The organism is Streptomyces sp. NPDC058691 (genome assembly GCF_042714775.1).
In the GTDB taxonomy this organism is placed as follows: Bacteria; Actinomycetota; Actinomycetes; order Streptomycetales; family Streptomycetaceae; genus Actinacidiphila.
Genome location: NZ_JBHXSO010000067.1, coordinates 20,755 through 39,130, shown reverse-complemented (window position 1 = coordinate 39,130; position 18,376 = coordinate 20,755). Strand labels below are relative to the sequence as shown.

Here is an 18,376-nt window from a genome sequence, read left to right as displayed (position 1 = left end):
CGGCCACCGTTTTCGACCTGGGGTCGGGGGGCCCCGTCCACGCGGTGTGAGGTGGGTCGGGGGGGGGGGCGGGCGGGGGGGGGCCCCCCGGGCCCGGCCCCCTGCCATCTCCCACCTGGCCCTGAGCAGGGGTCCGGTCCGGATAGGGTCGTGTCCGAGGCCGGCCGGACCGCCGGCCCGGTGGACACGAGAGCGGCCGGGAGAAACGTTGCGGGAGGACCACGGCAGCGGCGACAGCGGCCTGCGGTACCGGAAGGTCGCCGCCGAACTCCGCGCGGCGATCATCGCCGGCGAGTACGCCTCCGGCGCCAAGCTGCCCCCCGAGGGCACGCTGGCCGAGCGCTACGGGGTCTCCCGCGGCACGGTGCGGCACGCGCTGGCCGTACTGCGGTCGGACGGCCTCGTCACCTCGCGACGCGGCACCCCGCGCACGGTGCTCGGCGGCCCGCGGTCGCAGAGCTTCTCCGAACTGCTGAGCTTCACCAACTGGGCGCGTTCCCTCGGCGAGACGCCGGGCGGCCGTGTCGACCGAGTTGTGCGGCGCCCGGCCGAGCCGGCGGAGGCCGCGCAACTGGGCCTGGAGCCCGGGGCGGAGGTCTACCTCGTCCTGCGGGTGCGGACCCTGTCCGGCGAACCCGTCATGGTGGAGCGGTCCCTCTACCCCGCCCGCGTGGGCGCCCTGGTGGCCGAGCTGGCGCCCGACGTCGTGTCGCACACCGAGGCGCTGGTGGGGCACGGGGTGCTCTTCACCGACGCCGACCACACCATCGACATCGCATGGGCCGACGAGGACGACGTCCGGCTCCTTCAGTGCCCGGCCGGCCAGGTCCTGCTGCGCGAACGCCGCCGCACGACCGATCCGGCGGGCATGCCGGTGGAGTGGTCCGAGGACCGCTACCTGCCCGGCACCATCGCCTTCACGGTGCACAACTCGGTCGCCGCCTCGGCCCTGGGCCGCCACCACAGCCCGCGCACGGAGCGGGCCTGACCTGAACGGGCGGCGGCCCGGCCCGCGGCCCCGCCGCCGAGCCCGGCGAGAGCATCGCGCTCGGTATCGTCCTGCACGCCGCTCGACCGTGTCCCGGCAGCCGATCGCCCGGCCTGGATCGACCGGCTCGAAGCCCAGCGGAGCCGCGCCTACGCCGCGGGCCGCGCCCGGGAACTCGCCGCCCTCCAGAGCACTTCGGTGACCGTCCCGCTCGGCGACCCGTCGGTCCAGGACTCCTGGTCGGACTGGCTCCAGCTGCGCCTTGCCGCGTCCTCGGACGAACCCGCGGTACTTCGGTGCCTCGCCGCCGCCGGCCGCACGAAGCGCGTGCGCCGTCCGGCCTCCGGCCGGGGGCGGCAGGGCGCCGCCGGTAATGCATTTGAACGGGTACCGGGTGGACGTGGCAGCCTGGTGCGATGCCTCTTGAGCTGTCCCCTCACGATCTGACCTGGGACGAGGTGGACCCCGCGCGTCATCCTTTCGACAGTGCCTCGGCATCGCGGGTGGTCCACGCGCTCGGGCCGGCCCGGCGAGTGCCACGCCGCCCCGCCGACCACTCGGCGAGGCACGCCTGGCGCTGGGACGAGGCCCAACCGTGGGCTGACGCCATGTCCCATGCCCTCGTGGAGACATACGGTCGCTGGGTCGTGGGCTGGCGCTGGGCGCACGACGAAGGGGACTTCGACGGAGGGCCGGTCGGGAACTGGTCCAGCCCGCTGGGCTCGGTCACCACCCCGGAGGAGACGGCCGCCCGTGTCGTGGCGGCGCTGTGCGAGTGGCGCGGGTGGCTGGAGAGCCTGGCCGGGAGGTTCGAGGCGTACCCGCTGGAGCTGGTGGCCGTCGAGGACCAGCGGATCCTGTGGGACCGCGCCGCCCGGAACCTGATCCTGCATGTGGCCGACCGCACCGGCTGCGGCAGCGGCTGGCACAAGCACTGCCGGCAAGTGCTCACCTGGTTCCTCAGCCACTGGGGCGTCGCACCCGATGTCGCCAGGGAACTGGTCGACCAGGCGATCGGCGGGCGTTTCCTGAGCTGGACCGCCCCCGACGCGGCGCTGGTCGAGGATGTCGCGGAAGGGCTCGCACTGTCGCTGCGGCCGGACGACGGCGACTGGTCCGCAGGACCCGTGCCGGACCACTTGGAGCGATGGCTCGAAGTGCGCGAGGCCGTGCCGTGGGAGAACGCCCCGGACGCGGCCGCGGACGGACCGGTCACCCCGTCGCGCGACGGCGCGGCGGACGACATCCGCGCCTTCGACGGTGCTCTGGACCCCGCCCGCGCGCAGGGCCTGCTCGCCGCCCTGGCGCTGGTGCGGGCCGACGCGGCGCGCGGCGCCCCGCTCGACTTCGAACTGCTCGGCGGCTGGCAGCAGCACGTCCTGCACACACCGCAGCCGCCGCCGTTCCGCGGCCTGCCCGCCTTCGCGAAGGAGGGCCGAGAACGCTACGGCATCGGTCCGGCCACCCGCGCCCGCCTCGACGCCTGTCTGGCCGAGAGCGCGCCGGACGGAGAAAAACCCTTGCCGCTGTCCGTCCGTGCCGCGCGCGCCTGTCTCGACGTGTGCTTCTTCCACCCCTTCGACGACGGAAACGCCCGGTCCGCCTTCCTCGCGCTCGTCTTCGTCCTCGCCCGCGAGGGCGTCACACTCGACCGCGTCGGCCTCCTCCGCCGCATCGCCTTCCGGGCCGACGACCCCCAGGACGCGCTGAGCCTCGCCGCGTACATCGGCCTCCACATCGCGGAGGCCCGGCGCAGCGCGACTCCCCCCGGTTCCTAGGGCCCTGGAACGTACGCGGGGAACTTCGCGATGAAGGCGAGTGCGGCCGGCCGTCGGGCCCCGTAGGGGTGCGGGGAACTGCGCGATCAGCCCCCGCGGACCCGCACGGGGCCCACCGGCCCGCAGCGGAAGCCCGGCCCCCGGTCTAGCCGCGCGTCAGCGCGGTGAGCAGGGGGACGAAGTGCTCGAACGGCGGGGTGAAGGCGTCGGGGTCCTTCGCGGCCTCGTCCCAGCGGCGGACGGCGACCGCGTCGGCCGCGCCCGGGAGGGCGGCGAAGGCGGCCGCCTGCTCCGTGGTCATCGGGCCGCCCTGGACGGCCAGCGTGTGCTTCGAGGCCTCCGACAGCCGGTCGTGGTAACCCGGTTCGACCGCGCAGAGGTAGCGCTTGGCCGCGACGTGCAGCCGCACCGGCTCGGTGACCTCCGGTCCGAACCAGCGGGCGAGCAGGTCGGCGCCGGTGTGGCTGTGCCGGTTGTCGGTGCCGTCCATCAGGTCCTGCCCGGTGACCTCTCCCGCGAAGTGGCCGACGTCGTGCAGCAGCGCGGCCGCCACCAGGTGCGGCGCGGCGCCGGCGGCCTCGGCCCTGGCGCCCGCCTGCAGCATGTGCTGGGCCATGGAGACCGCCTCGCCCAGGTACTCCGCCGATCCCGCGCCGGCGAACAGCTCGGCCAGCGGCTCCAGGGTGTCCGCGCGCCGCAGCACGGCCAGGCTGCTCGCGAGGCCGTCGAGGTCGGCGTAGCAGCCCTGAAGGTGGCGTGCGCCGTCCGCCGCGAAGGCGGTGCGGGCGTGCAGCAGCCGGGTGTTGTCGAACACCAGGCAGTCGCCGGGTGACAGGCGCAGGTCCAGCTGCAGTTCGGGGCGGAGCAGCAGCGCGGCGAAGGTGCGGTAGGCGGCGTAGAACGCCTCCAGCTCGGCGGCCGGGAGCCGCAGGGTGGCGATCGAGCGGTTGTTGAAGCGCACCTCGCGCACCCGGCCGAGGGCGTCCGTGCCGATCAGGGGCCGGTCGGCGCGCAGCTCGGTCGCCGCGTCCCGGAAGACGAAGGGCACGGGCGTGCGGCTGAGGACGGCGAACGCCTCCGGGTCCTCCCGGCGCAGCAGCGCGGCCGCGGCGAAGCCGTCGACGAGGCCGGAGTCGCCGCCCTCCGCGTCGTTGACCAGGCAGTGCAGCAGCTGGATCGTCGGGACGGGGTCGCGGTACGGGTTGTCGGTGTGCGGCGTGATGGCGACCGAGGTGAAGGCGAGGTTGTTCGGGTCGGGCTCGACGCGCACGTCGAAGAGCTTGCCGTAGTTGGTCTCGCGCACGAAACCGAAGGTCTCCGCCACCGCGAGCACCTGCTCCTCGCGCTCGGGCACGCGGTGCAGCAGCATGAAGCCGAGCCGCTGGACGGACTCCAGCAGGCGCGCCCGCAGCCCCGGTTCGCCAACGTAGGCGTCCCAGTCCGCCTCCGGCAGCCGCCCGGCCAGATCGCGGGCCCGCCACAGCTCCTTGCCGTCCTCGGTACGCCGGTCCCCGTACGAGGTGCCGCCGGGCCGGTTGGCCTCCAGCCAGGCGACGGGGTACGCCGAGCGGTGCCCGTCGGGCGCCCAGACGACCTCGAGCGCGGGCTCACCGGCGGCGCCGAGGACAGCGGTCGCCGTCTCGACCCGCAGCCCGTCGGGCAGTGCGCCGATCTGGAAGAGCTTCTGGCCCGACCGCGGGTCGCGGCAGTCCGTGCAGGGGCAGTTGTCGCGCAGCCACATCGCGGGCAGCTCGTCGACCGGGAAGGCGGTCAGGGTGGTCATGGTCTCTCTCCTCGGCAAAGTTGTATAGCCAACTTCTCCGACCGTCACAGGAAGACACGACCGAGGAGTGGCCATTGGATGGCCGGGGGGCGAACCCCCGCCGACTCGCCGTGCGCGGTCGCGCCGTCACTGTCCGGCGGCGTCCAGGAGCTTGGCGGCCACGATGCGGAGGAGGGCGTGCTCGACGGGTGTCAGGCCGGCCGTCAGCGCCGCGACGTGCTGCTCCATCTCGTCGGTGCACCGGCTGCTGAGCTGCCGCCCGAGCGGTGTGAGGCCGACCAGGACGCCGCGCCCGTCGTGGGGCGAGGGCAGTCGCTCGACCAGCCCGCGCTTCTCCGCGCGGCTGACCAGGCCGGTCATGGAGGACTTGTCCAGGCCTAGATGGCGGGCGAGTTCGAGCATGCCGGGCCGGCGGTCGCGCAGGATGCCGAGCAGCCGGACCTGGGGGAGTGAGAGGTCGTGCTCCGCGGCGACGCGCGACAGGGCGCCCTGGATGAGGAACGACAGCTGGGCGAGGGCGTCCAGCGTGTTCTGCGGTCCCTCAGTGAGGTCCGGTTCGCGGTTCTGGGTCATGGGCCGCCTTCGCTTGACTTGGTACGTGGCACAAACTACTTTCGAAGTAGTACGTGCAGCAAACTATAGATGCCCGCTCCGCCGCCCAGGAGGTCCTTCATGCGCGCCGCCGTCGTCCACTCCTTCGACGCCCCGCCCCGCTACGACACCGTCGCCACCCCCGAGCCGCGTGGGGAGCACGAGATCCTGGTCGACGTCCTCGCCGCCGGGCTGCACCCCCGGGTGCGCTCCGGCGCCGACGGCACCCACTACACCTCCGAGGGCGTCCTGCCCCTGGTCCCGGGCGTCGACGCGGTCGGCCGCACCCCGCAGGGCGAACTGCTCTACTTCGTGGCCCCGGACGGCGCGACGGGCACCATGGCCGAGCGGGCCGTCGTCGACCGCCGACGCGCCGTCAGCCTGCCCGCGGACACCGACCCGGTCGCCGTGGCCGCCGCGATGAACCCCGCGATGTCCTCGTGGATCGCCCTGCGCCGCCGCGCCCGGCTCCGGCCGGGCGCCACCGTCCTGGTCCTGGGCGCCACGGGCAACGCCGGCCGGTTCGCCGTCCAGATCGCCAAGCACCTCGGCGCCGCCCGCGTCGTCGCCGCCGGCCGCGACCCCGAACGCCTGGCGCTCCTCCCCGGTCTCGGCGCCGACGAGACCGTCCCCCTCCTCGGCGACCCCGAGAAGACCGCCGACCACCTCGGCCGCGCCGCCGGTGACGCCGACATCGTCCTGGACTACCTCTGGGGACCCGCCACCGAACACGCCCTGCCCGCCCTGCTCACCGCCCGCCCCGACCGCGCCAAGCCGCTGGCCTGGGTCCAGATCGGCTCCGTCGCCGGACCGGACATCACCCTGCCCTCGGCCTTCCTGCGCGCCGCCGACGTCCAGCTCATGGGCAGCGGCCAGGGCTCCGTGAGTACGGCCGGCATCGTCGCCGAACTCCCGTCCCTCGCCGCGCTCATCGCCTCCGGCGCCCTCGACGTCGACGCCCTCCCGGTGCCCCTCTCCCGGGTCGAGCACGCCTGGACCGCCCCGGCGGCCCCCGGGCAGCGCGTAGTGCTGACCCCGGACGGGGAACTCAGCGCTTGAAGGTGCCGAAGAGGCGGCCGGCCGGCCCTTCCCGAAGGCCCTCGCTGGTGAGGGCGTGATAGAGGATCACCACGGCGATGCAGACCATCCCCACGACCGGGCCGACGAACCACCCGCCCACCCCGCAGACCACGTACAGCACGAGACCGGTCAGCGGCCGGATCCGCTGCGCCCGCAGGTGACGGGGCGGCACGCCGGGCTCCAGCAGACGGGGGCGCCGGCCCAGATACGTGAACACCCCCCACCACGGCGCCGACATGACGGCGGCGACCAAGGCGTACAGGACCACCGCGACCCGCTGGTCGTCGGTGCCTCCGCCCTTGGCCAGGGCATCCCCGAGGACCGCGGTGGGAAAGGGCACGATCACGGTGCTGAACAGGATCGCGAGATTGATCCACAGCAGGCCGCAGTCCATCCTGCGGATCCGCCGGAAGAGCGCATGGTGGTTGAGCCAGATCACGCCCACGTAGACGAACGAGACGACGAACGCCACATAGGCGGGCCACTGCGCGACCAGGGCCGACGCGAGGTCACCGCGCCGGAAGTCGTGGTCGTAGAGGTCGAGCACGAGCAGCGTGATCACGATGGCGAACACGCCGTCGCTGAACGCCTCGACCCGGCCGGTGTCCGACAGGCGCGTGCCGTCGTCGCCGGCCGCGCCTGACGGGTACTCACGATCCGCTGCACTTGCCACATAACGGATCCTACGGACAGGCGGGCCAGGGCACCGTGCACCGCGCAGGCCGCGGACCCGGACCGCGACGTACTCGCGTTCCGGGCCCGGCGGGGAGGGGCGGCCGTCGGTGCGGCCGGGGTCAGCCGGTGATGCTGACCTTGCCGGTCTCGAGGTGGCCGGTGAACCGCTGCGACCAGGTGCCGTCGCAGTCGACCGTGACGGTCAGGTCGTACCAGCCGTCGCTGACCTTCAGCGGGTCGACCACAAACGTCTCCTTGTCACGCCCGTCGACCGTCACGTGGTGCGGGGCTGCGGAGATGTAGTGGTGGTGCGTGATGGTGAAACGCACCGGCTTGTGGCCGTTGTTGCGCAACCGCAGCTTCAGCTTCGGGTGTGCGGTCGACTTGCCGTCGTAGTAGCTCGCCTCGACGACGAGGTCCTTGCCGGCGGTGGCCACATCACCGATGAAGCGGCGCAGGAACCGGTTCGGGCCGGTGACGGTCAGGTCGTACGCGGTGTCGCTGTCCGAGGAGCCGACGGGGCCGGTGCCGGCGACCGACTTCTTGTTGTCCACGGTGTACTGCCCCGGGAACGCGGCCGGGTACTGGGCCAGCGTCGGGAGGCCGCTGAGGTTGTTGTAGACGGCGAAGTGGCTCGCCTTCGTGGCGAACGGGGCGTCGTTGCTGAACTCCAGCTTCGCCGCACCGGGGGCGAACCCGGTCAGGTTGGCGTTGGGCTGGAACGGCAGCGGGCGGGCCCGCTTGGTGCCCTGCTCCTGGGTGGGCATCGTGTTGTCGCCCGGCAGCGGGGTGTACCGCGTCTCGGGGACGAGATCCCCGGTGTCCGGCAGGTGGGGCAGACCGTAGACCGGCGACGTGAAGTCGAGGGCGCCGGTGAGGTCACCGCAGACCTTGCGGCGCCAGCTGCTGATGTTGGGGGAGACGGCCGGCTTGCCGAGCGCGGTGGTCCACTTCTCGATGAACTGGATGACCGAGGTGTGGTCGGAGACCTCGGAGGTCACCCAACCGCCGCGGGTCCAGGGCGAGATGAGGAGCAGCGGCACGCGGAAGCCGAGGCCGACCGGCAGCGGGGCGGTGACGCCGTACTGGGCCATGGTGCCGGAGACGAACTCGTCCGCCTCGCCCGGCGCCGGCATCGGCGGCGGGACGTGGTCGAACTGACCGTCGTTCTCGTCGTAGTTGACGATGACCAGGGTCGAGTTGAAGACCTCCGGGTCGGCGTTGAGGGCTTCGAGGACGCCGCGGAGGAAGTACGCGCCGTTGCTGGGTGCGGTGACCGGGTGCTCGGAGAAGAACTGGTTGTTGACGACCCAGCTGACCTGCGGCAGCGTGCCGTTCACCACGTCGGCGCGGATGGCGGCGTTGATGTTGTCGGCGTTGCCCGCGAGACCGGTGACCGGCTCGGGGACGTTCTTCACGCCGTTGTCGTAGAAGACGTTGCCCGGGGCTGCCGTGCCGCCCTGGGTGGGGTCGAGCTTGGCGAAGGTGTCGAAGTACTCCAGGCCGTTGTCGCCGTAGTCGTCGGCGCACTGGTAGACCCGCCAGTTGACGCCGGCCTTCTGGAGCGTCTCGGCGTAGGACTCCCAGGGCAGGAACTTGCCGAGCTCGTCGCCGCCGTCGGTGGCGGTGAAGGTGCCGTGCTTCTTGTCGGCGTTGATCGTGCCGCCCCACAGGTAGGTGCGGTTCGGGCCGGTCGCGCTGAGCACGGAGCAGTGGTAGGCGTCGCCGACCGTGTAGGCGTCCGCGAGGGCGTAGTGGAAGGGAAGGTCCTTGCGGTCCAAGTAGCCGAGTGTGGTCGGGCCGCCCTTGGCGAAGTACCAGCCGTTCATGAGGCCGCCGTACCAGGCGCCGTGCTGGTCGGTCCAACCGTGGCTGGTGCCGCCGTAGTTGGCCGCGCCGAGCTCGGCGCTCGGCGGGGTCGCGCCACTCCAGGTCTTCGCCCCGCTCAGCCGCCACGGGAACTGGGTCTCGGCCCCTTCCGTCAGCGTCTTCGGCTGCTCCCAGACGGACTTGTCGCCCGGCAGCTGGATCGTCGAACGGTCACCGAACCCGCGCACGCCCTTGAGGGAGCCGAAGTAGTGGTCGAAGCTGCGGTTCTCCTGCATGATCACGACGACATGCTTGATGTCGCGGATGTCGCCGTGCACGTGGCCGTGCGGGGCGCCCTTGGTCTGCGAGGACGTCGCGGCGGCGCTCACGCCGGGCAGCGTTGCACCGATGGCCGCCGCACCGGCGACGGTCGCGGCGGTGCCAAGGAAGTTTCTTCGGGACACTGCAGACATGACTCAAAGCCTCCAGATTGCATGATGCATCTATCTCGAGACCCTGATCCCGCGAACTTGCTCCCGGGTATCGGGAACCGGGCACGGAAATGGCCGGGCGGAGACCTCGGCGAGGACATATGGTCAGTGATCTGCAACGACTCCGTCAAAGGACCGACAGCACGGCCGAATCCGCCGGGCTGCAGGACGCGCGGCGTCATGCGCTGCTGCCACCCTGTGTCGTCCCGTGCTGTGGCCTGTTCGGTCGGTATTGGGCCTAGCCGAGCAGTTCCCGGACAAGCGCGGCGACTTGGTCCGTGGCGATGAGGAAGCCGTCGTGGCCGTGGGGGGAGTCGATCACCCGCAGACGGTCGGCGGCCGGGATGCCCGAGGCGAGTTCGTGCTGCTGGGGGAGGGGGTAGAGGCGGTCGGAGGAGACTCCGGCGACGAGGGTGGCGGCGGTGACGCGGCGCAGGGCGGAGGCGATGCCGCCGCGGTTGCGGCCGACGTCGTGGGAGTTCATGGCCTGCGTCAGGACGACGTAACTGGCCGCGTCGAAGCGGTGGACGAGCTTGGCGGCGTGATGGTCGAGGTAGGACTCGACCTGGTAGCGGCCGCCGCGCCACGGATCCTCCGCCCCCTGCGGGGAACGCCCGAAGCGGACGGTCAGCTCCCGCTCGCTGCGGTAGGTGACGTGCGCGAGCCGGCGGGCCAACCCCAGCCCCGCGTGCGGACCTTGGCCCGGTGCGGCGTCGTGGTAGTCGCCGCCCCGCCAGTGCGGGTCGTCGCGGATGCCGTGCAACTGGACGTTCGCCCAGGCGATCTGCTCCGCGCTCGCCGCCGGCGGGCAGGCGAGCAGCAGCAGTGATCCGGTGCGTTCCGGATACGACACGGCCCACTCCAGCGCCCGCATGCCGCCCATGGAACCGCCCACCACGAGCGCCCACCGGCCGATGCCCAGCGCGTCCGCCAGATCCGCCTCCGCCGCGATCTGGTCCCGCTGCGTCAGGTACGGGAAGGCCCCGCCCCAGCGCCTGCCGTCGGGCCGCAGGGAGGAGGGCCCGGTGCTGCCCTGGCAGCCGCCCACCACGTTGGGCGCCACGACGAACCAGCGGTCGGTGTCCAGTGCCGCGCCGGGCCCGATCAGCCCGTCCCACCAGCCGGGTGTCGGGTGCCCGGGCTCCGCCGGCCCCGCGGCGTGGCTGTCCCCGGTGAGGGCGTGCAGCACCAGCACCGCGTTGGAGGCGTCCGGCGCGAGGCGCCCCCACGTCTCGTACGCGACGCGTACCCCCGGCAGTTCGTCCCCCGACTCCAGCGGCAGCGGCTTCTCCAGCGCGTGCCACATGCGGCGGCCGGGCGGGTCCCCCTCCCGCCAGGCCCCGGAGGCCGGCGGAAGGGGGACCGCGGTGTCGGTGACGGCGTTCAGGACGCGGCCTTGGCCGCGCGGAAACCGGCCTCCAGGTCCGCCTTGAGGTCGGCGAGGTTCTCGATGCCGACGGACAGGCGCACCAGGCCCGGCGAGGTGCCGGTGGCCGCCAACTGCGCCCCGTCCAGCTGGCTGTGGGTCGTGGACGCGGGGTGGATGATCAGACTGCGCACGTCGCCGATGTTGGCCAGGTGGCTGAAGAGCTCGACGGCGTCGACGAACCGCTTGCCCGCCTCGACTCCGTCGCGCAGCTCGAATGCGAGCACCGCGCCCGCGCCGCGCGGCAGATAGCGCTGCCCCGCCTCGTACCAGCGGTTGGACGGCAGCCCCGGGTAGTGCACCGCGGCCACCTCGTCACGCCGCTCCAGCCACTCGGCCAGGGCCTGGGCGTTGGCGGAATGGCGCTCGATGCGCAGGCTCAGCGTCTCGATGCCCTGGAGCAGCAGGAAGGCCGAGTGCGGGGCGATCGCCGGGCCGAGGTCGCGCAGCAACTGCACGCGCAGCTTGATGGCGTACGCCCCCGGGCCCAGCGCCGGCCAGTAGCGCAGGCCGTGGTAACTGGGGTCGGGCTCGGTGAAGTCGGGAAAGCGCTCGGCATGGGCGCCGAAGTCGAAGGTGCCCCCGTCCACGACGACCCCGCCGATGGTCGTGCCGTGTCCGCCGAGGAACTTGGTCGCCGAGTGCACCACGATGTCCGCGCCGTGCTCGATCGGCCGCAGCAGATACGGCGTGGGCACCGTGTTGTCCACGATCAGCGGCACGCCCGCCTCGTGCGCCACGTCCGCGACACCCCGTACGTCGAGTACGTTGCCGCGCGGATTGCCCAGCGTCTCGGCGAACAGCGCCTTGGTCTCCGGGCGGATCGCCGCGCGCCAGGCGTCCAGGTCGTCCGGGTCGTCGACGAACGAGACCTGGATGCCGAACTTCGGCAGCGTGTGCCGGAAGAGGTTGTAGGTGCCGCCGTACAGCGACGTGCTGGAGACGATGTGGTCCCCGGCCGAGGCCACGTTGAGGATCGCCAGCGTCTCCGCCGCCTGGCCGGACGACAGCGCGACCGCCGCCACGCCGCCCTCCAGCGCCGCGACGCGCTGTTCGAGCACGTCCTGCGTCGGGTTGTGGATCCGGGTGTAGATGTTGCCCGGCTCCGCGAGCGAGAAGAGGTCGGCGGCGTGCTGCGTGTCGCGGAAGACGAACGACGTCGTCTGGTAGATCGGCGTGGCGCGGGCCCCCGTGGCGGGGTCGGGCGCGGCGCCGGCGTGGATCTGCTTCGTCTCGAACGACCACGCCGAGGTGTCCGGCCCCGCCGGGGCCTCCTCCGGGGTGTGCCCCGCGGTCACGGAGTCGATGGGCTGGCTCATGATTCTCCCTTGGTGCGCGTACGGGAACGTGCGGGCGTGCGGGCGTGCCGACGGCGTGCGCGAACGCGGGAATCGTCCCGGAGCGGGCAGCCGGAGGCCCGGATGATCAGCGGCCGGAAGGGAAGCGGCGGCAGGACGCCGGAAAGCGCGGCGTCAGCGCGCGGCGCGACAACTCATGCTGGTGACGCGCACGTAGTCCACGTGGCGTCGGCTCACAAGCACGGTCATGCCGCCAGGTAACCACAACGCGGCGCGGCGCACCAGCGAATCGCCCGCGATGCCCGCCCTCCGGGCGTCGCCGCCGGCCCCGGCGGCGAGGCGCGCAACGGCGGAGGCACGTGCCTCCCTCGCGACGGGGTGCGGCCGGGAGCGGGGACCACGATCGCTTCCCGGCTGCGACACCGTGCCCCTTGCCCGTCGCCGCCGGGCGCACGCGCGGACCCTCAGGCCGACAGGGCCTGCCCCGCCTCGCCCTCGCCGGGGTCGGCGGCCGCGCAGGCCGCGACCAGCACGTCCAGGGAGATGCCGAGGGCCGCGGCCAGGGCCGCGACCGTGAAGAAGGCCGGGGTCGGGGCGCGGCCGGTCTCGATCTTGCGGAGGGTCTCCGCGGAGACGCCGGCGGCCGCGGCGACGTCCACCATGCTGCGGTCGCCGCGGGCCTCCCGCAGCAGCGCGCCGAAGCGCTCGCCGCGTTCGCGTTCCCACGGGGTCAAAGGCGTTCTCACCATGACCGTGATACTAATACCGGTATAAGTATTGGGTCGCATCGACCCGCGAGAACCGAGGACACGGCACATGGTGGAGATCAAGACAGACTCGGCCCTCGAGGCCATGAGGGAGGCCGGCCGCGTGGTTGCCCACGCGCTGGCCGCCGTGCGCGAGGCGGCCCGCGTCGGGGTGTCGCTGCGCGAGCTGGACGAGGCGGCGCGGGCGGTCCTGGACGCCGCCGGCGCCCGGTCCCCGTTCCTCGGGTACCGTCCGTCGTTCGCGCCGACGCCGTTCCCCGCGGTGATCTGCGCGTCGGTGAACGAGGCCATCGTGCACGGCATCCCGGACGGCTACCGGCTGCGCGACGGCGACCTGGTGAGCATCGACTGCGGCGCGGAACTCGACGGCTGGACCGGGGACGCCGCGATCAGCTTCACCGTCGGCACCCCGCGCCCCGGCGACCTGGAGCTGATCGACGCCACCCGGCGCGCGCTGGACGCCGGGATCGCCGCGGCCACGGTGGGCAACCGCATCGGCGACATCGCGCACGCCATCGGCAGCGTGGCCCGCGCGGCCCGTTGCGGCATGCCCCGGGACTTCGGCGGCCACGGCATCGGCCGCCGCATGCACGAGGACCCCCACGTCCCCAACCGCGGGCGGCCGGGCCGTGGCTTCCCCCTGCGCCACGGCCTGGCCCTGGCCATCGAGCCGATGCTGATGGCCGGCGGCGACGACGGTTACCACGCCGCCGCCGATGGCTGGACCCTGCGAACCGACGACGGCAGCCGGGCGGCGCACATCGAGCACACCGTCGCCATCACCGAGGAGGGCCCCCGCATCCTCACCGCACTGTGAGCCGCCCCGCCCCGCGCCCCCTCAGCGCCGCGCCGGCCGGCGGCCCGGCGGCTGCTCCGGCTCGGGGCGCGCGGTGACGGCCGGTACGGAGCGGCGCTCCGGACCGGCGGTGGACACGGTCAGCGCCTCGTCGAAGTGCCGGATCTCCAGCGGGTCGCCCTCCAGCAGGGTGTACGTGGCCACCGAGTCGGTGATCTCGACGCGCAGGCGCCGCCCGAGCACCTGCAACGTGAAGGCCAGCCGCCGCACCTTCTCCGGCAGCCGCGGGGCGAAGCCGACCCCGCTCGCGGTGCGCCGCATCCCGCCGAAGCCCGCGACCAGCGCCATCCAGGTGCCGGCGAGCGAGGCGATGTGCAGCCCGTCGCGCGTGTTGTTCTCCAGGTCCTTGAGGTCCATGAGTGCGGCCTCGCCGAGGTAGTCGTAGGCCAGGCGCAGATGACCCACCTCGGCCGCGATGATCGCCTGGACGCACGCCGACAGGGAGGAGTCCCGGACGGTGAGCGGCTCGTAGTAGGCGAAGTTGCGTGCCTTCTGCCGCTCGTCGAAGCAGTCGCCCCGCACGAACATCGCCAGCACCAGGTCCGCCTGCTTGATGACCTGCTTGCGGTAGAGGTCGAAGTACGGGAAGTGGAGCATCAGCGGGTACTGGTCGGGGCGGGTCGCCGAGAAGTCCCACGCCTGGTGCCGGGTGAACCCGGACGACTGCTCGTGGACGCCCAGGGAGCTCTCGTAGGGCACGGTCATGGCCTCGGCGGCGTCCCGCCAGGCGGCGGTCTCCTCGTCGTCGACGCCGAGGGCCGTGCCCTGCTCGGCGTGGCGCTCGACCATGTCGGCTGCGTGGCGCAGGTTCGACTGGGCCATGAGGTTGGTGTACGTGTTGTCGTCCGCGATCGCGCTGTACTCGTCGGGCCCGGTGACCCCGTCGATGTGGAACCGGCCGTGGTGGTCGTGGTGGCCCAGGGAGAGCCACAACCGGGCCGTCTCGACCAGCAGTTCCACACCGGTCTCGCGCTCGAAGACCTCGTCGCCGGTGACGGCGGCGTAGCGCACCACGGCGTCGGCGATGTCCGCGTTGATGTGGAAGGCCGCGGTGCCGGCCGGCCAGTAGCTCGACCCCTCGGAGCCGTCGATGGTCCGCCAGGGGAACGCGGCCCCCTTCAGCCCCAGTTGGGCGGCCCGCTCCCGGGCCGCGGGTAGGGTCGCCTGCCGCCATTGCAGCGCCTCGGCGACCGCGTTCGGGGAGGTGTAGGTGAGCAGCGGCAGCACGAAGCTCTCGGTGTCCCAGAACGAGTGGCCGTCGTACCCCGAACCGGTCAGGCCCTTGGAGGGGATCGCGCGCTGCTCGGCGCGGGCGCCGGCCTGCAGTACGTGGAAGAGGGCGAAGCGCACGGCCTGCTGGATCTCGGCGTCGCCGTCGATCTCGACGTCCGCCCGGGACCAGAAGGAGTCCAGGTACTCGCGCTGTTCGTCGACCAGGCCCTGCCAGCCGGTGCCGCGGGCGCCGGCGAGGGCGGCCTCCACCTGGTCCCGGACCGCCGGCAGCGAGCGGACCCCGGACCAGCCGTAGGAGACGATCTTCTCCATGCGCAGCGTCTCGCCGGGGGACAGGTCGCAGGTGATGGTGAGCCGGCTGGTGTCCTCGTTGCTCTCGCTGAAGCTCTCCGTGGACTCCGGCCCCTCCACCCGGTGGTCGGCGGCGGCCGCGACCCGCAGCCCGGTGACGGCGGTGCGGTGCACCAGCCGCAGCCGGGTGTTGACCGCCACGTTCTCCTCGGGCACCAGCGGGGACTCCAGCACGGCGGAGACGCGGGGGTCCCCGGAGACCGTCGGCAGTTGCTCGTTGGCCACCAGTTCGGACTGGACGACGAGCCGGACCGTGGACTCCACGGCCTCCACCTCGTACAGCACCGCGGCGATGGCCCGCTGGGTCAGGGAGACCATCCGGGTCGAGCGGACCCGCACCGTGCAGCCGGCCGGCGAGGTCCACTCGCAGGTACGTTTCAGCAGGCCGGTGCGCAGATCGAGCTCGCGCTCGTGGGAGCGCAGCCGCCCGTAGCGGACGTCGAAGGGTTCGTCGTTGACCAGCAGCCGGATGAGTTTGCCGTTGGTCACGTTGATGACGGTCTGCCCGGCTTCCGGGTAGCCGTAGCCGGCCTCGGCGTACGGCAGCGGATGCCGTTCGTGCACGCCGTTGAGGTAGGAACCGGGCAGTCCGTGCGGCTCGCCCTCGTCGAGGTTGCCGCGCCAGCCGACGTGGCCGTTGGACAGGGCGAAGACGGATTCGCTCTGCGCCAGCACGTCGAAGTCGAGCTCGGTCTCGCGCAGCGTCCACGGCTCGACCGAGAACGCTGAGTGGGTGATCACGCGTTGTCCTCCAACAGCTCCGCGAGGTCCTGCACCACGATGTCGGCCCCGTGCTCGCGCAGCGCGTCCGCCTGGCCGACCCGGTCCACCCCCACCACGTACCCGAACCGCCCGGCGCGGCCCGCGTCCATCCCGGCCAGCGCGTCCTCGTAGACCACCGCGGCGCCCGCCTCGACACCGAGGTCGCGCGCCGCCTCCAGGAAGGTGTCGGGGTGCGGCTTGCCCGGCAGTTTGCGTTCGGCGGCCACGATGCCGTCGATCCGCACGTCGAAGAGATCCTCGATGCCGACGGCGACCAGTACGTCGCGGCAGTTGGCGCTGGAGGAGACCACGGCGGTACGGAGTCCCGCGGCGCGCACGGCGTGCACATAGCGGACGGAGCCCTCGTAGGCCTCCACACCCTCGGTGCGGATCTTCTCCAGGAGGATCGTGTTCTTGCGATTGCCGACCCCGTTCACCGTGTCGCGCTCGGGCGGGTCGTCGGGCGTCCCCTCGGGCAGCTCGATGCCGCGGGAGGCGAGGAAGGTGCGGACGCCGTCGGCGCGCGGGCGGCCGTCCACGTACTCGTCGTAGTCGGCCACCTTGTCGAAGGGGCGGAAGTCCGCGCCGTCACGGCGGCGCAGGAAGTCGTCGAACGTCTCTTTCCAGGCGGCGGCGTGAACCAGCGCGGTCTTGGTCAGCACACCGTCGAGATCGAAAAGGCAGGCCCGGATACCCTCCGGGAGACCGGTCTTCGTCATGCAACCCGCCTCCCCGCCCAGGGACCCCGGCATGCCTGCCGAAGCCGTCTACCAGCCGGACGCGGGAGCGCCGGTCGGCCGTACCGGCGGAAGATCGTATGGGAATCCGCGACCGGGTGCCGCCGGCGGCCCGATCGGTTTAGCGTTCGGGCATGGCAGTACGCTTCCCTGCTTCCGTCACCATCGACGGCCGGTACGCGCGGCTGGTACCGCTGTCGCGCAGCCACGTCCCGGACCTGTACCAGGCGGCCCGTGCCGACGAGCGGGTGTGGCGCTGGCTGTCGACGACCCCGCCGCGCTCGACCGCCGAGATGGGCGCCATGGTCGACCAGCGGCTCGCCCAGGCGGCGGCCGGCGAGGCGGTCGCCTTCTCCGTGGTGCCCCGGGCCACCGACCGCCCCTCGGGCTGGGCGGCGTACGTGGGCATCGAGGCCGCCGACGAGCGCGTCGACATCGGCTGGAGCTGGATGGACCCCGTGCTCTGGGGCACCCCGGTGCACCTGGAGACCCACTTCATGCTGGTCTACTACGCCTTCGAGGACCTCGGCTTCGGGCGCGTGCAGTGGCGGCTGGACGACCTCGACCTGCCCTCGCAGGACGCCGTCAGCCGGATCGGCGGCATCCGCGAGGGAGTGCTGCGCCGCCACCTCCGGCGCGTCGACGGCACGTGGCGCGACACCGTCTACTACTCGCTCGTCGCGGCGGAGTGGCCGGCGGTCAAGGAGCGGTGGATGTCCGGCTGGATCCTCGAGTGACCGCCGCCGTCACCGCCGTCACCGCCGCTTGCGGCGCGTGGTGCGCCGCCAGGAGAAAGGACCCGGCAGGTCGACCGACTCGGTGCGGTCTCCGCGGGTGTTCACGGTGTGGTGCGCGTGCGGGCCGCCGGTCGTGATCGACAGCGACTTCTTGTTGATGTTGAGCCGGACGCCGGGAAAGATCCGGAAGGACTTCCGGAAGTTCAAAGGCATGGGAGCACTCCTCAAGGCAGTACGGAACGTGACGTGTCGTCTCACGACCGCCTGCCCCCCGAAGGCGCTTTCATGACCGATGAACCGTCAGATCGGTCCCGGCCCGCGGCTGATGGGTGGCCCTGGGCCGTCACCCGTCACCCCTGACGTCTGACCGCCCGCCGGGGGAGCACCCCCGCCCGGACGTTGCCGGGGCGCCGGGCCCGGACCGGCAACGTTCACCACGCGTAGGCGCGGTTCATGATCAATTGGGCGACGACGGGTTCGAGCCGCGGATGGGCCACCATCACCGTGAGGCCGTTCGGGTCACGTCCCTCCACCACGGTGCGGCCGTCGACCGACGTGGTCTCCACATGCGCGTCCCGCTCCCGCAGCAGGCGCTCGCACCGGCTCAGGTCCTCGGGGTCCCGGGCGGTCCACACCGTCGCCTGGACGCCGACGCCGCCGAGCGAGTGCTCGCCGCGCGGCATCGCCCGCAGCACCACCATCGAGCCGCCGGCATCCGTGAGCAGCAGGGCCGTGGTGTCCCGGGTGGTGATCTCCATCCGCAGCAGGTCGCCGTAGAACGCGGCCGACTGCTCCAGGTCGCGCACGTAGATCACCAGCGCCGACAGCCGCGGCGCCTCGTCTCCGGGTTCCTGGCCCCCGGTGCGGGCGGAGGTGCCCGTGTGCGGCGACGAAGACGACGTCATCGGGGCTCCTGTCTCAACGGCCCGTACGGAACGGCAGCCGGTCGCGGGGGTGCGGCCGGTGCCCTCTCCACGCTATCCGGCTCCGCGCCGGGTCGCTCCCCGCGAGCGT

16 protein-coding genes are annotated in these 18,376 nt (G+C 72.8%); 5 read left to right on the top strand and 11 right to left on the bottom strand.

The genetic code is table 11. The features are described from left to right. Positions 1 to 208: 208 nt before the first annotated feature. Entirely contained in the window at positions 209 to 988 is a 780-nt protein-coding gene (locus tag ACFWVC_RS33335) for a GntR family transcriptional regulator (protein WP_384296429.1), read from the top strand. A gap of 623 nt (positions 989 to 1,611) precedes the next feature. Continuing rightward, positions 1,612 to 2,766 carry a Fic family protein gene (locus ACFWVC_RS33330; protein ID WP_384296425.1) on the top strand — a complete coding sequence of 385 codons (1,155 nt, stop codon included), beginning with the start codon at positions 1,612 to 1,614 and terminating at the stop codon, positions 2,764 to 2,766. Positions 2,767 to 2,911: 145 nt separating this feature from the next. On the opposite strand, the gene ACFWVC_RS33325 is transcribed toward ACFWVC_RS33330, so the two are convergent. Together ACFWVC_RS33325 and ACFWVC_RS33320 are read right to left on the bottom strand one after the other, a co-directional pair. Continuing rightward, entirely contained in the window at positions 2,912 to 4,549 is a 1,638-nt protein-coding gene (locus ACFWVC_RS33325; protein WP_384296422.1) for a phosphonate degradation HD-domain oxygenase, read from the bottom strand. Positions 4,550 to 4,675: 126 nt separating this feature from the next. Continuing rightward, positions 4,676 to 5,122, bottom strand: coding sequence for a MarR family winged helix-turn-helix transcriptional regulator (locus ACFWVC_RS33320; protein ID WP_384296418.1), 447 nt, complete (start codon positions 5,120 to 5,122; stop codon positions 4,676 to 4,678). 99 nt (positions 5,123 to 5,221) lie between these two features. Between ACFWVC_RS33320 and ACFWVC_RS33315 the strand changes: the two genes are divergently transcribed. After that, complete coding sequence (locus ACFWVC_RS33315) at positions 5,222 to 6,199, top strand: zinc-binding dehydrogenase (RefSeq protein ID WP_384296416.1); 978 nt, start codon at positions 5,222 to 5,224, stop codon at positions 6,197 to 6,199. Here the strand turns inward: ACFWVC_RS33315 and ACFWVC_RS33310 are convergent. From ACFWVC_RS33310 to ACFWVC_RS33290, 5 genes are all read right to left on the bottom strand, one after another. Continuing rightward, positions 6,189 to 6,893 (bottom strand): TMEM175 family protein, encoded by a 705-nt coding sequence (locus tag ACFWVC_RS33310; protein WP_384296413.1) that lies wholly within the window; start codon positions 6,891 to 6,893, stop codon positions 6,189 to 6,191. The two genes, ACFWVC_RS33315 and ACFWVC_RS33310, sit on opposite strands and share 11 nt — an antisense overlap. Before the next feature lie 121 nt (positions 6,894 to 7,014). Continuing rightward, positions 7,015 to 9,177 carry a phosphocholine-specific phospholipase C gene (locus ACFWVC_RS33305; protein ID WP_384296409.1) on the bottom strand — a complete coding sequence of 721 codons (2,163 nt, stop codon included), beginning with the start codon at positions 9,175 to 9,177 and terminating at the stop codon, positions 7,015 to 7,017. Positions 9,178 to 9,433: 256 nt separating this feature from the next. Then, positions 9,434 to 10,501, bottom strand: coding sequence for a homoserine O-acetyltransferase (locus tag ACFWVC_RS33300; RefSeq protein ID WP_384296406.1), 1,068 nt, complete (start codon positions 10,499 to 10,501; stop codon positions 9,434 to 9,436). 77 nt (positions 10,502 to 10,578) lie between these two features. Beyond that, positions 10,579 to 11,940, bottom strand: a complete 1,362-nt coding sequence (locus tag ACFWVC_RS33295; RefSeq protein ID WP_384296403.1) for a bifunctional o-acetylhomoserine/o-acetylserine sulfhydrylase — start codon at positions 11,938 to 11,940, stop codon at positions 10,579 to 10,581. A gap of 443 nt (positions 11,941 to 12,383) precedes the next feature. After that, entirely contained in the window at positions 12,384 to 12,668 is a 285-nt protein-coding gene (locus tag ACFWVC_RS33290; RefSeq protein WP_384296400.1) for a helix-turn-helix domain-containing protein, read from the bottom strand. A gap of 67 nt (positions 12,669 to 12,735) precedes the next feature. Between ACFWVC_RS33290 and map the strand changes: the two genes are divergently transcribed. Then, positions 12,736 to 13,503 (top strand): type I methionyl aminopeptidase, encoded by a 768-nt coding sequence (map, locus tag ACFWVC_RS33285; protein WP_384296398.1) that lies wholly within the window; start codon positions 12,736 to 12,738, stop codon positions 13,501 to 13,503. Positions 13,504 to 13,524: 21 nt separating this feature from the next. Here map and ACFWVC_RS33280 read toward each other — a convergent pair whose 3' ends face one another. Together ACFWVC_RS33280 and ACFWVC_RS33275 are read right to left on the bottom strand one after the other, a co-directional pair. Continuing rightward, positions 13,525 to 15,867 carry a glycoside hydrolase family 65 protein gene (locus ACFWVC_RS33280; protein WP_384296395.1) on the bottom strand — a complete coding sequence of 781 codons (2,343 nt, stop codon included), beginning with the start codon at positions 15,865 to 15,867 and terminating at the stop codon, positions 13,525 to 13,527. Continuing rightward, positions 15,864 to 16,607, bottom strand: a complete 744-nt coding sequence (locus tag ACFWVC_RS33275) for an HAD family hydrolase (RefSeq protein ID WP_384296392.1) — start codon at positions 16,605 to 16,607, stop codon at positions 15,864 to 15,866. Before ACFWVC_RS33275 ends, ACFWVC_RS33280 begins: the two co-directional genes overlap by 4 nt. Positions 16,608 to 16,759: 152 nt before the next feature. On the opposite strand from ACFWVC_RS33275, the gene ACFWVC_RS33270 reads away from it, so the two are divergent. Continuing rightward, positions 16,760 to 17,362, top strand: coding sequence for a GNAT family N-acetyltransferase (locus ACFWVC_RS33270; RefSeq protein ID WP_384296389.1), 603 nt, complete (start codon positions 16,760 to 16,762; stop codon positions 17,360 to 17,362). An 18-nt stretch (positions 17,363 to 17,380) separates the two neighbouring features. Here the strand turns inward: ACFWVC_RS33270 and ACFWVC_RS33265 are convergent, their stop codons facing one another. Then, a complete protein-coding gene (locus ACFWVC_RS33265; protein ID WP_384296387.1) occupies positions 17,381 to 17,575 on the bottom strand; it encodes a DUF4236 domain-containing protein in 195 nt (64 codons plus the stop codon). A gap of 218 nt (positions 17,576 to 17,793) precedes the next feature. Further along, entirely contained in the window at positions 17,794 to 18,267 is a 474-nt protein-coding gene (locus ACFWVC_RS33260) for a VOC family protein (protein WP_384296385.1), read from the bottom strand. Between the last annotated feature and the right edge of the window lie 109 nt (positions 18,268 to 18,376).